The organism is Longibacter sp. (assembly GCF_051155795.1).
GTDB lineage: Bacteria > Bacteroidota > Rhodothermia > Rhodothermales > Salinibacteraceae > Longibacter.
The window spans coordinates 19,878-33,588 of record NZ_DAXETW010000074.1; the positions used below are offsets into that span (position 1 = coordinate 19,878).

Annotated in this window: 8 protein-coding genes; all 8 read left to right on the forward strand. The window is 62.1% G+C overall.

The genetic code is table 11. From position 1 onward, the window contains the following. Positions 1 to 9: 9 nt before the first annotated feature. The 8 genes from ACFCU0_RS08125 to ACFCU0_RS08160 all read left to right on the forward strand — a co-directional run bounded on the left by ACFCU0_RS08125 (position 10) and on the right by ACFCU0_RS08160 (position 13,679). Complete coding sequence (locus ACFCU0_RS08125; protein WP_434973162.1) at positions 10 to 3,195, forward strand: peptidoglycan-binding protein; 3,186 nt, start codon at positions 10 to 12, stop codon at positions 3,193 to 3,195. 47 nt (positions 3,196 to 3,242) lie between these two features. Continuing rightward, positions 3,243 to 4,109, forward strand: a complete 867-nt coding sequence (locus ACFCU0_RS08130; protein WP_434973163.1) for a hypothetical protein — start codon at positions 3,243 to 3,245, stop codon at positions 4,107 to 4,109. A gap of 263 nt (positions 4,110 to 4,372) precedes the next feature. Further along, positions 4,373 to 7,174 carry a hypothetical protein gene (locus tag ACFCU0_RS08135; RefSeq protein WP_434973164.1) on the forward strand — a complete coding sequence of 934 codons (2,802 nt, stop codon included), beginning with the start codon at positions 4,373 to 4,375 and terminating at the stop codon, positions 7,172 to 7,174. Between the two features lie 282 nt (positions 7,175 to 7,456). After that, a complete protein-coding gene (locus tag ACFCU0_RS08140) occupies positions 7,457 to 8,299 on the forward strand; it encodes a hypothetical protein (protein WP_434973165.1) in 843 nt (280 codons plus the stop codon). Between the two features lie 11 nt (positions 8,300 to 8,310). Next, positions 8,311 to 8,640: a hypothetical protein gene (locus tag ACFCU0_RS08145; RefSeq protein WP_434973166.1), complete on the forward strand. Its 330-nt coding sequence runs from the start codon at positions 8,311 to 8,313 to the stop codon at positions 8,638 to 8,640. Between the two features lie 276 nt (positions 8,641 to 8,916). Beyond that, on the forward strand, positions 8,917 to 9,513 hold the full coding sequence (locus ACFCU0_RS08150) for a hypothetical protein (protein WP_434973167.1): 597 nt from the start codon (positions 8,917 to 8,919) through the stop codon (positions 9,511 to 9,513). A 326-nt stretch (positions 9,514 to 9,839) separates the two neighbouring features. Next, positions 9,840 to 11,642 carry an FHA domain-containing protein gene (locus tag ACFCU0_RS08155; RefSeq protein ID WP_434973168.1) on the forward strand — a complete coding sequence of 601 codons (1,803 nt, stop codon included), beginning with the start codon at positions 9,840 to 9,842 and terminating at the stop codon, positions 11,640 to 11,642. A gap of 33 nt (positions 11,643 to 11,675) precedes the next feature. Further along, a complete protein-coding gene (locus tag ACFCU0_RS08160; RefSeq protein WP_434973169.1) occupies positions 11,676 to 13,679 on the forward strand; it encodes a serine/threonine-protein kinase in 2,004 nt (667 codons plus the stop codon). The last annotated feature ends 32 nt before the right edge of the window (positions 13,680 to 13,711 follow it).

Below are 13,711 nucleotides of genomic sequence, written 5' to 3' on the forward strand. Positions count from 1 at the left end.
TTCCTGGCCGTGAAGAAAATCGCGTCTTACAACACCGCCTCCTCCAGCCTTCGCGACGGCGTGCGCCTGCACGCTGCCTACAAGCACCGTTTCCAGGTGCGGCCGCACGGGCTGACGCTGTTAGAGTTGGACGATGTCCTCTTCAGCACCAACAGCGCCGTGATGATGCCCTTCCAGATCGACGATGAGACGGGACGGATCGTGACCAACGATGAAGGCGTCATGCGGCCGCAGGGCCTCGGACTGCTCTACGCCTTGCTTCACTACCTGCGCGACCACCAGGACAGCGAGTTCCGCCTACTCATCGCCGGTCACACCGATACGGCGGGTGACTCGCGCCATAACGATGAGCTGTCCCTCGCGCGAGCGCAGAGCGTCTACTTCCTGCTGATGGGCTGGGACTGGCGCGTCGAGTGGGGCGACCTGATGGACGACTGGCACCAGGTCGCCGACCTGCAGCGACTGCTCAAGTACCTGGCGTGGCGGATGGGGGGCAATGACGACGTTGATCCCGGACCGGTCGACGATGCCTATGGGCCGAACACGCGGCACGCGGTGCGGTCCTTTCAAGAGCTCTACAATGCAGCCAAGGACCAGCTCGGCTTCGGCGACTCTCACCCGATCAGCGTCGACGGCGCGATCGGACCAGAGACCTGGAGCGCGCTCTTCGACGTGATCTATCTCCGCGAGCTGTCCTACATGCTCGGCTGCCCACCGGTTGGGCCAATGATCGACGAGTGGCGGTCGACGATCCGCTGGGCGGACCCCGAGTGGCCCTGCAAGGGCTTCGGCGAGTCGTTCCCGGTCGACGAGCAGCACCGCGACAACTATCGCTCCGAGTCGAACCGGCGCGTCGAGCTGTTGCTCTTTCCCGTGCACGATGCTCCGACCCTGCCGGATGAACCGAACCAGGGGAGCACGTACTCGATCGACGAGTGCCCGTTCTACGACACGAGCGCCTACGAGCGCGCCTACCTCGATCCGGAGCTCGTCTTCAACAACAGCCTGGAGGTCCAGGCGGTGTCCGAGGCCGGAGAGCCGATCGCCAACGTGCAGCTACTCATCGAGCCTCACTTGACACAGGAGCGGTTGTCGATGTCGTGCGATGAGGATGGCTACGGCCGCCTCGAGGGGGAGCTGCCGCCCGGCTATGTGCGCATCCTCCACGGCGAGACGGAAGAGACCGGATGTGTGCGCCGGGGCAATGAACTCGTACCGGCCGTGCTGCGCACCCGCCGTCAACTCGGCGTGGCGGGGATTCCCGAGGTCGTCGTCACCTTCTTGCCGGACGAGGAGCGTGAGGACCGTCGGTGGATCCAGGAGCGCTACGGTCCCCCGGTTCCGTCGTCAGACCAGCCGCTGGGCACCGTCATCACGGACCCGGATGATATCGAGATCACCGCTGCAGACGACGAGGACGCGGCGGGGGACGAGCCCGACCGCCCCCAGGGACCGATCGCGTATGACAACCTTGCCCTCGTTGCCCGCGCGGACGGGCCGGATCCGAATCACGAACGCCTGTTCGACACCGTCGAGCAGTGGCTGCAGGACTACCATGCCGTAGTTCAAGAGCATGGCTTTTTCCTGATCGTCTACGATGCGGAGTCCGTTCGATGCTTCAACCCGGACGGGGAAATCGCAGTCGAGGCTGCGCTACAGGCGCCCGTACAGGGATACTTTGGGGCCTTCGCCGCCTTTTTTGCGCCAGAGAACCCCATGCTGCTCGACATGGCGTCCCGGACGCGCGGTCTGGGAGGCGACTTTGAGGATGTCAACGCGGACGACCGGATCAACGCGATCGACATGGTGGCCGAGCCGGCGGCGGCCGACCGCATTCAGGCGTTCGTGGGCCGATACGACGATCGCTTCCAGATCACCTATCATGCACCCACCGAAGCGCAGGTGGCAACGGTTGCCCTGCGGGGGGGCTCCGGCCTGCTCGAATCCTACATCGACCATGCGCGAGCGAACATCCACGAGCGCAACAAGAAGACCATCCGGTCCGTGGTCTCGGCTCATGCGGACGCCACCCGGCAGTACATCGCCGAGGTCGAGCGCATCACCGAGCCCGACGACGTCGGCGTCGGCGAGGTCCTCGATGAGATCACGAAAGACGGCTTTGGTTTTGGCGATGCCACCGGCGTATCAGATGAGCGGAGGGCCGAACTGGAAGCGGCTGAGGCCGAGAAGCGACGGGAGGTGAAGCGCAAGACGCTGGCGCTGAAGCAGTTGGGGCCACCGCCACAGCTCTACACCTTCCGCCGTCCCCCCGGCTGCACGGAAGACGAGTGGGATGAGCTGCTCGAAGAGATGAGCTCCTACTGGGATTACCGCGCCTGGAGGGCCGTTTCCGATGGCATCAACGCCATCAACGAGCGCCAGAGCCAGGGCATGCCGTACCTCCGGATCAAGGTCAAGCCGAAGGCGGACATGCGCTCGCTCCGGAGGGTCGCCGGGCCCTCGCCCGTCGAAGGCGGGCCGTATGCGCGCTGGGAGGTTGAAACGACCATCGATATCGGGGCCAACGGCACGTTCGTCAAGCGCGATCCGATCCATGTCCTTGGCGCCGATGCCGGCGTGAGTACGGGGGTCGGATCGGACAAGCAGAACATCGTCAACGCCAGCGTGGAGGTCGAACGTAATCAGGCCACCGGCGAGGAGAAGACGAAGTGGAACGTCGGTATCAAAGATTACGGCTTCGAGGTCGCCGACGACGGCAACGTCAAGATCACCGGCGGCGTCGGCGTGGTCGACATCACGGGACAACACAACTACCTGACTCAGGAGACGGGCCACGGGATCGTCCTCGACACCGAATTGGGCGAGGTGTACGTGGGGGTGCATTTCATGGGGCTGACGGAGGAGAACATCGTTGCCTACCTGTCGCGTGCGCCCGGCTTCTTCGAGCGTCGCACGGTGTACGAGTACTTCGAGCCGGACCTGCTCTGGGACGACTTGACACACGCCGAGCAGGTACACATGGCCGCTTTCGGATGGACCCAGGAAGCCTGGGACGATCGCCCGCGGACGCCGTTCAGCGAGTTCCCCGACGCCGTCTACAGCGATCCCACACAGGCCAACAGCAGCCTCGAAAAGTTTCTCAACCTCTCACCCGAGCAGAAACTTGCGGCGGCCCGCCTCGGCATCCAGCGTCACGACTGGAGCCAGTGGAAGAACGCCGCCCAGCCGGAATAAGCCCGGGTACCGCCCCCTAACCGTTTGGCCTATCCATTCCTCTTGCCATGCCGACCCATCGAGGAAGCACAAACGAAACGCACCAGATCCAGCTCGACTCCGCCATCGAGGTTGTCTCGTGGAGTCGACGCCAGGCGGCGCCCGGATCCCGCGTGGGCCTGCAGATCCAGACCCACTTCGTTGGCAATGGTGCCGTCGTCCAGATTCAACTTCGCGATCAGGCCGGCACAACCTTTCAGACGTACACCGAAGCCTTAACGGCGAATCGACTCCGCGCCCAGATCCCCGTTCCCGGCGACGCGGAAGACATTCTTTTCGCCGACATCACACTCCCCGATCACGGGTTGAGCGCGACGTCGCCTCCCCTTTCGCTCCTACCGCGTATTCAGCTCGACGATCTGCAATGGATCAAGGACGGCGAGGACGTCACCGAGGCCCGCCGGGGCGACGTGCTGACCCTGTCGGCCTCCGCGACCGGGGCGCCGGACGGCACCGAAGCCGAACTCGTTATTCTGGAGCACGATGCCGACGGGGCCCACGACCTCGTCACCCGGTTCCCGACGAAGATCAACGGTGAAAAGGTCGAAGCGGAATGGGAGTTCGAATACGTCGAAGATACCGACGACATCCCGGCCGACGGAGACGCGGAGGACGGGTATCAGCATCCGGAGTACATCTTCCGGGTCGATGTTGGAGGACTCCAGGCGAGGTCCAACCTCATCACGTTCAAGGACTGGTTCGAGATCCAGCGCGTTTCTGAGGACGGTACTCCGATCTCCGATGAACGCTACGTGCTGCATCTTGCCAATGGGAAGACGCGCGAGGGGTCTCTCGATGCGGACGGAACCGCACGAGAAGAAGATCTTCCGCCCGGCCCGATTTCCTTTGAGTTTCCCGACCGGAAATCGCTCTAAATCTTTTCGCTCTATCTCCCTTCCCCGACCTTCAGCCCATGGGTGGTCCCGCTGACGAACGACAAACTTCGACAACGAACACCGTCGCCGAAACGCGCGAGGTCGTCCTCGAATTCGTAGAGCTTACCGAGTTTTCGGGACGTTCGGAGTCTCCTGTGATCACTCGCCCTCCGGACGAGGAATTTCTCAGGTTTCGTTCGATCACAAATGGAGACAGCCTTTCATTTGGGCCCATCCAATCGGACGATCGACACCAGAAATGGGTGTATGTATTTCGTCGCCATCTCGACAGAAACGGTCATGTTGCCCGGGCCGATGACGGCACGGAGTGGATTTCTCTGAGTGCCGAAATACAGTACGACGACGAGGGGCAGACGAAGCTGGTCAATTGGCGAAACGAGGCATGGGTTGGGGAAGACGAACGAGAGGCTACCGTTGAGCGAGACGAATTGACGTTCGACTGGAACCTCGATCGTACCGAGCTCTGGGTGTGTCTGTCGCACGTTCAGCTCCCTCGGCACCGAATCGAAGCCTACCTTGCGAACGCAAACAGGCTTTTGGAATCCCGTTGTACACGAATCTTCCTCACGGGATTTACGGCAGGACGCCGTCCGTCCGGGGGATGGTATATTCCACTGTTCGATCCCGTGCACCTGGCTCAACAGATTCAGGTGAAGTACGAGGCAGCCATTCACCGGGCCCGGGCACATACCATTCAGCACGCGGCAACGGTGTTTCACGGGTCCCTCTACAAAGCGACGGCCGAAGCCTACAAACAGCAAGAGGACGAGGACCACGCGCCGGGACGGCCAACCGATCACATCGACTCGTTTCTGGAGACGTACAGCTCGGATCAGCAGAGCTTGGAACGCGAAATCCAGCGCTGGAGCCGATTTCTCTTTAGCATCTTACTGGACTCCCCCAAGTTCACGGCCGCCCGGGACGACGCAACCGAGTTTGCCGCCTCGATTGAAGATTGCTCGGACACACAGTTGGACAAGGTAGAGTCCGAAGTCCTGCGCCAGATGGAGATATTAATGGCGAGCGGGGACTCTACTCACGGCCTGAACTTTCTCAAAGAGTATCTTGCCAACAATCAGGATGATGCCACGAACTGGTATGAGCGAGTCGCGCTCGCCACGCGCCTTACGCGGCGGCTCAGTCAGATTTCGGAATCATACCTCGAGTCACTCCACGAAAAGGCGGAACTGATTGAGCGATCTTCGGAGGAAGCGCTCAGTGATCTTCGTGCACGCCGCGTCCGAGCCAACGGGCTTCTGTTGGAGCACCTGGAGACCGTTCGGGTGCGGGTGAGCGGTTCGCGCCGACAGCGTGTTACCGACCATCAACTTCGCATCCTTGAGCCGCTACACGAAGGTCTTTTCTCGGGCCAAAGGCTCATTCTGCCGGGGGATGCGGCGTTTGATGACCTGCGGGACGCGATGTTGTCGAGTGGACGAGGAGATTTGAGCACGCAGTTGCGCACGGGATCGACGGCAGGACTTCTCCGCGCCCACCAGATCCTCATGCCGAATCCGTCCGCGTCCCTTCAGTCCACGCAGCTTTCGACGCTTCGAATGAAGCTCGTCGATCCCCGGGCTGTGGCAAACGTCGTCGGGACGCGCCGCCACCTTTCGCCCCAGCAGTTCGTGCAGACGTTTCAGTTTGAGACGTCGGAGAGCGGGCTGATCGTAGCCAAGCACCGGGACTTCGCCGCCATCGCCAACGCGAGCGACATTTTGTCTTCGAGCGGAAGCCGGGGTGACGCCCCTTCCGCCGCCCAGCGCCGCGATGCCTATATTGCGAAGTTGCGACAGCTATCCCCCGTTTCGACGCGAGGAGGTCGAGAGAATCTCGCCGAACTCTCGGCCGCCATCGACGAGCATGGGGACCGCGTTTCAGCTACTCAGATCGAGGCGGAATTGCGGACGCGGCAGCTAAACTATGCCGGACGGTTCCTGCTGGCTCTCGATGTACTGGACGTGGCAACCGGCATCCCAGACCTTATCGACAAAATAGAAGCGGGGCAACAGCAACAGCAGCGCGGACAGAACTGGTGGGCGAGCTACCAGGGTGCCGTAGCGAGCGGCCTGGGACTGGGGAGCGCTGTTGCCGGATCGGTCGAAGGCGTCGAACACCTCCTTCCTCGAACGGCGTTGCGCTCGAATGCCGGTACCATGACCCGCTTAGCTATCGGGCTGCGCGTAGTCGGTGTCGTTGGCGCCGTGCTGGGGGCGGTGGCGGCAGCCATCACTCTCGCCTCAGAGAGCGATCAGCACGACACGTTCGGGGCGTGGAGTGCCGGGCTGGCCCTCGGGGCCTCGGTCCTCATTCTGCTGAGCATGATCAAGGCGCTTTCTTTCCTCGGGCCCGTCGGAATTGGTCTGGCGCTCCTGTCTGTCGTCGTTTTTCTCTTCGCAGACACAAAGCTCGAAGAGCTCCTACGCACCTGTGCTTGGAGTGAGGAAGAGCGAGCGGCAGCTCAGGGTTTGGATGCTGCTGCGCTGCGGGAGCGACATCAGCAAGAGCTGGTCGATCTCCTTCAACTCCTCGCACGGCCCCAACTCAGTATGGACCTGCTCGATGCCGATGGGGCGATTTATACATATGGTTCATCCCCTGGAGCAACTCCCACCTTTCTTCGCCTTACGGTCCGACCCGGCTTTCACCCGCCTGGGACGACATACGAAGTGTCTGACTTTCGCATTTCCCATGCGATTGATGACGTTGCCGACTCCGTCGCGCCCGACGACATGCAGATTCCCTCCCCGGGGTTCGACCTCGTCCTTACGGAAGATACTGGATCCGATCCTGTCCAGGTACCCCGTGGCTTCGTTCGCCAGTGGAAGATCCAGGATCTCGACCTTCGTACGGATACGCAAAACCGTTTGCAAATGCCGGCCGCCGGATTCTCCTTTAGAGCCGAGGTCCGCGTTCAGATCCAGGAGGTGGCGACGGTCGACGACCTCGACCAGTCCTACCATATGCGTGGCCCCGTCGGCTACATTCGAGGTGGACGCCTTCACCCATCCAGAACCACCACCGTGGAGTCTCGTCCATCGTAGCTACCTGTCCCCGTCGCTCGCCCGAGGCGAGACGCATTCGTTCCTTCACACCACAGGGCTCAGGGAACCGAGACGTGCCGAAGCCAGGATTTTGGCAAGCTGACATCACAATCTGACCCCCCATTTTTTCTCGACTCTATGCCGGAAGACGCGAGCGGTGCCACACGGTCAAGGGACGTTCCCGAGGGCGGCCGCTCCCCTCGCGGGACACGTCCTGTAACCAGCGCGGAACGGCGTTACGTGCGGCATTGCATCCGGAAGGGTCGGCGGTTTGCTCAGTTGGTGCTGGGCATTCCCATCGTCTTCGTCGGCATCTTCGTCTATTTGGGCATCACAGAGAATGAACCCGCCGCATTGATCGTCGGGCCGATGGTGTGCCTGATGATTGCCGGCGGGCTGGCCTGGGTCTACCGGGACCGTTTGCAACTGACAGATGACCTCCCCGAATACGTGTCAACCATCACGGGGATACACCGAACCTCTGGCAGCTCCTCGGGAATCCAACATTGGGTGGGGGGCACCATCGTGGCCCTGCCCGCTCACTGGACCGGTTACCTTCCAACGGGAGACCGTGTGACCCTCGAGATCGTGGATGCCGGAAGCATCCGCTACGCCGTCAGGAGCAAAAGCGGGTTGTCCATTACCGATGAGACCTCCAAGGGCGTGCATCACTTGATCGATGCGCACATCGGTCCGCATCGGGCCCTCTTGTTCGTCCCGGCTGTCTCGGCCTTATTTCTTGTCATCAGCCAGATCCTCCTCGTGATCTCGGACGGCGGCTCCCTCGGCATCCATCCCTCGATTGACAACACGATCGTGCGCGTTTCGATTGCGGGAATGGTCGGATTCGGCATTCCGGCAGCATGGATGTTCGTACGCCACCTTCGGGCGCGACGGCGAATCCACCAGATGTACTATGACCAGGGCGTACGCCACGCAATGAGCATCGCCGAACGCAGGCAGCTTCGGGGAACGGACGCGCTTCGGGTGGCTCCACTCCTGGCGCTCGGAGGATGGGGCCTTGCGGCCATCTATGGGCTCCACATGGGCGCAACCATATTGATTTTTGCTGGATTGGGGGCTCTGTTCGGGAGCCTCCTTCGAGAGCCATCCAAAATCCAGTGAGCGGTCTCGCAATGGACGGTCCCTGGCCTACATTTTCCGCCTCTTCGGAGCGAACTCTGGGCTCGATCATCTTCCTGGCCGCAGGATTATCAACGGCACAGATTGTTGCCTACCTCACGGGATTCAATTCCGCCATCGGCCTCAGCTTAACCATCGCCGCATGCCTTGCTAGCCCGGTGGCGATAGCCATGGTTCTCCAGGAGTGTTCTCAGCTTTCAGGTCGCCGCCGCGTTCTCTTGATCCTCGGGGTTCTGTATCTCGCGGTTAGCTGGCTCTTTCAGGCATCTATCATCGCGTACTGGGTAGCCTTCGCCTTCGATTCGACCGGGAGTTTTCTGTAGAAACAGCGCTCAACGTCACATCGTGGCCGATTTCGATCTGCCGCGTTTGGTTTCTGAAAAAAGACGCCCTCCACATCCCAGACCGTACGGCCGGAGAGGAGTCCAAAAAAATTGATCGCGATGTCATGATCGACCCCTCTTTTACGCATAAGAGGGTGGATGGAAATGCTACAAGCGCCGGGAAAGCCGAGATGCAAGAGAGCTCCTTGCGTTTTCCTTCGCACCCACACTGATTTCTTCTACACCCTCCTACACCCTCACGTAGCCGCGAACGCCGTGTCCTCCGACATCCCCGACTACTACCAGCACCTGATGAACACGGGAGATGCCTCTGACTCCCCCATGAAGGGATCGTCCGCAGACGATGCGAAGGAGGCGACCTCCACGCCTTCTGACGAAGAGCGGTCGATGCACCGTGAGTTGTATCACGCCGACGCCTTCCAGATGCCGCTGCCGAGCGACGCATGGAGATGCGAGACCACGTACACGCTCCTCGGGCCGGTCTCGCGCGGAATGCGACACAACATTACCGTGACCGTCGAACGCCAGACGGACTGCGCTACACTTTCGGACTATGCAGCGAAGCAGATGGAACCGCTCGAGAGCAGCTTGCCTGAGTGTCGGCTTCTGGTGCACGGACCATTGCCGCTGCAGTCCGGAGACGATGCGTACCGCTGCATCTACCGGTGGCATCCGGAGGACCAGGAGGAGCCGCTCTACCAGGAACAGGTCTACGCCTTCGGAGACGGTGTTGGCTACACGCTCACCGCATCGTTCCGCCGGGACACACGGAAAGAGTTCGGACCGATCATCGAGCAGGTGATGCGATCATTTCGTATTCGTTCGCCCGAGGCGGACGCGCGCCATCGATAGCTCTCGCACGCAGATTCGATCTGGCCCGGCCCACGAATCAGATCAGGCTCCTTCCGTGCGGGGATGGAGCGAAAGTGAAGCGAAGGCAGGGGCTGCGGCGCATCCTTAGACGGGGGGTTTGGAGACTATCGAGTGCTCCAGGGACGCAAAGATGCGGTACTCCGCAATGAGTATGATCATACTATCTATCCTGGTACGTCTGATCGGTCCGAACAACTCGGACATGCCCTGACCTCGCGATCTCGACCCTTTTCGAGGCGCACCGGGGCAACATGCATCGGGGTACGAAGCATCGGACTTACGCACCGACGGATTCAGGATCTACCGTGACGCATTCCACCAACACATCCTCGGAGGCGGTGTCCGTCCCTGTTCATGTCAGGGGGGATAGCCTGAAGGAGGCCTTCTCCTTCACGGGAGCGTTTACGATCGGGCGAGATGCGTCGTGCGACGTGACGATCGACTCGGGTCTGGTGAGCCGAACCCACGCAAAGGTCGTGGTTGACGGCGCGGCGTGGCGCATTCACGATTGCGACAGCACCAACGGGCTCTACATCGGCGGGACGCGACAGACGCAGGCGCTCATCGAGGACGGCACCGTTGTGCGATTCGGCATCGATGGACCCGCGCTCACCTTCGGTCTGCAGGATCAGCGAGGAGAGAGTCGACGGGGGGCATCCGCGTCGTCAATGTCCCCGCGAGAGACGGCCCCGTCTTCATCCGGGGAAGGCGCCGAGGCCTCTGCCCCCAACCCGTCCTCGACACCGGGACACGACGACCCGAATCAACGCGATGGTGCGGCCTCTAATGCAGGCGCCGAACGCCCGTCGAACGGAGCCGTCCCGGGGATGCCCTCCTCTCCAGGCGCCGAACGACCTTCTCGCGAGCAGTCCGTGCCGGACGCCGTTCCGTCGGATCCGGGGCCGATGAAGCGGTCGGTGACCGCCTACTACGACTACTACTTTGCGGAAGACGGCAACGACGAGACCGGCGGAGCCCATACCCGGCTTCTTCGGCAGGCGTACCAGCGGGCGCGGCACTCGGAGCGCCGACAGTTTTTGTACGTCGTCGTCGGGGTCCTCGTGATCTGCCTCTCGCTCGCTGTTGTCGCACTCTGGCAGTACCAGCAGCGCGAGCGACTGGAAGACCTGGCTATGGAGGTATCCGAAGGCATTCAGCGCCAGAATCTCGCGCTCGCACAGCTTCGCCGCACCGTCGAGGACAACCCTCCGGTTGAGGGCACGATCGCCGAGATCGAGCAAGAGCGCCGGCACCTCGAGAACGTGTATCAGGGATACGTCGAAGAACTCGGACTGCGTCGCGACCTCACTGCAGAGGAGCAGATCATCCACCGGGTCGCTCGCACGTTTGGGGAGAGTGAGTTCAGCATGCCAGCGGGCTTTGTCCGTGAGGTCCGGGAGACGATTCACGGCTACTGGCTCGGGCCGGGCAAGCCGCGCTTCCGGCAGGCGATTGAGCGGGCGCAGTCGAACGGTTACGTACAGCCCATCGTCCGCGAAATGATGCGGCGAGGGATTCCCCCGGAGTTTTTCTACCTCGCCCTTCAGGAGAGCGATTTTAAAACCGACGCCGTCGGCCCGCCCACGAACTGGGGGATCGCCAAGGGGATGTGGCAATTCATCCCGACGACCGCCCGCGCCTTCGGGCTGGATACGGGCAATCGCGTCAACCTCCGAGCGGTCGACCCGGCCGATGAGCGCCACGACTTCCAGAAGTCTACACAGGCTGCGGCCCGCTACCTCCAGCTAATTTACACCACCGAAGCGCAGGCATCCGGTCTTCTCGTGATCGCCTCGTACAACTGGGGCGAACACCGGGTGAACAGCAAGCTCAACCGGATGGACGGATATGGTATTCCAGATGCCGCCCTGGAGGGCATTGAGGAAACCCCCGACGAGCGGAACTACTGGAAGTTTTTGACGACCTACCGGTCTCGCATGCCGAAAGAAACGCGCGACTACGTGCTTCGCGTCTTTTCCGCAGCAGTGATCGGTCAGGCCCCGCGTCATTTCGGGTTTGACTTCGATAACCCGCTGACCGAGGCCATCGACGCAGCGGCCGACGTCTCCTATGCTCCTCCGGTCGCCCGTGAAGACGACAGCCCGTGACGCCCCCAGCCTTCTCGATCTCCATCTCTGCTCATGCCGTCTCCTGACGTAGGTCGTGTCCTCGGTGGCTACCGCCTGATCCGTGTCCTCGGAGAAGGCGGTATGGGCGTCGTCTACGAAGCGGAAGACGTCTCCCTCGGCCGAACCGTGGCGTTGAAGCAGATCCGACCCGGTCTGGCCGGTAACGCATCGTTCCTCCGACGCTTCCGAACGGAAGCTCGCGCGCTTGCCCGGATCAATAGCCGGTCGATCGTCGGCATCCACGCCCTGCGAGAGGTGGATGAAGGACTCCTTATCGACATGGAGTACGTCGACGGCCCCACGCTGAAAGAGTATCTACGGAACGAAGGCGCGCTCGCGTGGGAGACGGCGATTCCGATGATGAAGGACATCTTGCAGGCATTCGTCGACGCCCACGAAGCAGGGATTATCCATCGCGACGTCAAGCCCCAGAACGTGATGCTGCCGTCCGAGGGTGGGGTGAAGGTGACCGACTTCGGGCTCGCCCGCATGCACGACGACGGCGATGAAACCGTCACCCGAGGCATCGCCGGCACCCTTAAGTACATGTCGCCCGAGCAGGTGCGCGACAGTGCCGACCTCGATGCCCGCAGCGATCTCTTCAGCCTTGGCATCGTCTTCTTCGAGATGCTGACCGGTCGGCTACCTTACGACGCCGAGGCCACCGATTACGAGGTGATGCGAACCATTGCGGATGAGGACCTTCCCGGTCCACGCTCGCTCGACAACGGCATTCCGGAGGCGCTCGATCGCATCGTCCGCCGCCTCCTCGAGCGCGATCCCGACGACCGGTACCCTTCTGCGCGACACACCCTTCGTGCCCTGACGTCGATGGCCTCACAGGCCGGTGCCGGCCCCCGCGACACGGCTGAGGGTACGGCAAATGAATCGGCAGGCGCAAACGGCCGAGCATCTGCAGAGGGCACCGAGAGCGACGAAACGACCAGCTATACGACGAAAGCGATCCTCATGGGCGTCGGTGTTCTCACCGTGTTTGGGGCTCTCGCTTACGTCTTCTGGCCGTCTGCGTCTTCTTCCCTTTCCATTCAGACGACTCCGGCAGGCGCAACCGTCTACGCCGGCGAAACGCGGCTCGGCGTGACACCCCTGACGCGGGTGGATGTGGCAGAGAACACCCTCGCGCTCCGCATCGAGCGTGACGGGTATCAGCCGATCGACACGTTGCTGACGGTGCAGGGTGCATCCATCCTCGATGTCGACCTCCGACCCACGGCCGTCGACCGTCGCGGGACCATTCAAATTGATTCGTCCCCTCCGGGCGCACAGGTCTTCCTGAGCGACTCGTTGCTCGGAACGACGCCCCTCACGAGCGGCGACCTCCGACCGGGACGGGCGGAGGTGCGGCTCGCGCTCGACGGCTTCGAGTCGGTGTTGACCTCCGTAGACGTTCAATCCGGGAATACCGCCGACGTCGGCGTCATCGAGCTCCAGCCCGCCGAAACGGCGAACGCGGATCGAACCGATCGAGACACGGATCCGTCCCCGAGAGAAGAGGCGCTGGCTTCCACCGCGACGCTTCGTGTATCCGTGCCTGGCGGCTCCGCGGTCGTGCAGGGGCAAACGATTCGCACGACGGGCACCGTGTCGGTCGATGCGGGAGCGCAACGCGTCGAATACCGCCATCCGGTGTACGGGACGAGGACCGAAACCCTAACGCTGGATGCCGGCGAGACGGTCGACCGCACGTTCTACTTCGAACAACCGGTCACGGTGAACACGATCGGATCGTGGGGTAACGTGTGGATTGACGGGGAGAACCGCGGCAATACGCCATTCCGTGGACGACTCGGCCCCGGGCGTCACGAAATCGAGCTTCGCATTAATCGGAGCGACGCGTTTACCATCCAGGGCGGAACGTGGAACCAGCGGACAGGGGAGGAGGCCGATGCTGTGCAACCGTTCTCCGGCGCGTCTGTCGTGGTCGACATCGAACCGGGCTTCGAGGAAACGACGCACGTTCTCTCCTTCACCATCGAGCGCGCCAGTTCTTACTGACTCGCCTCTACGTTGACGATGCGCCGCCCCTG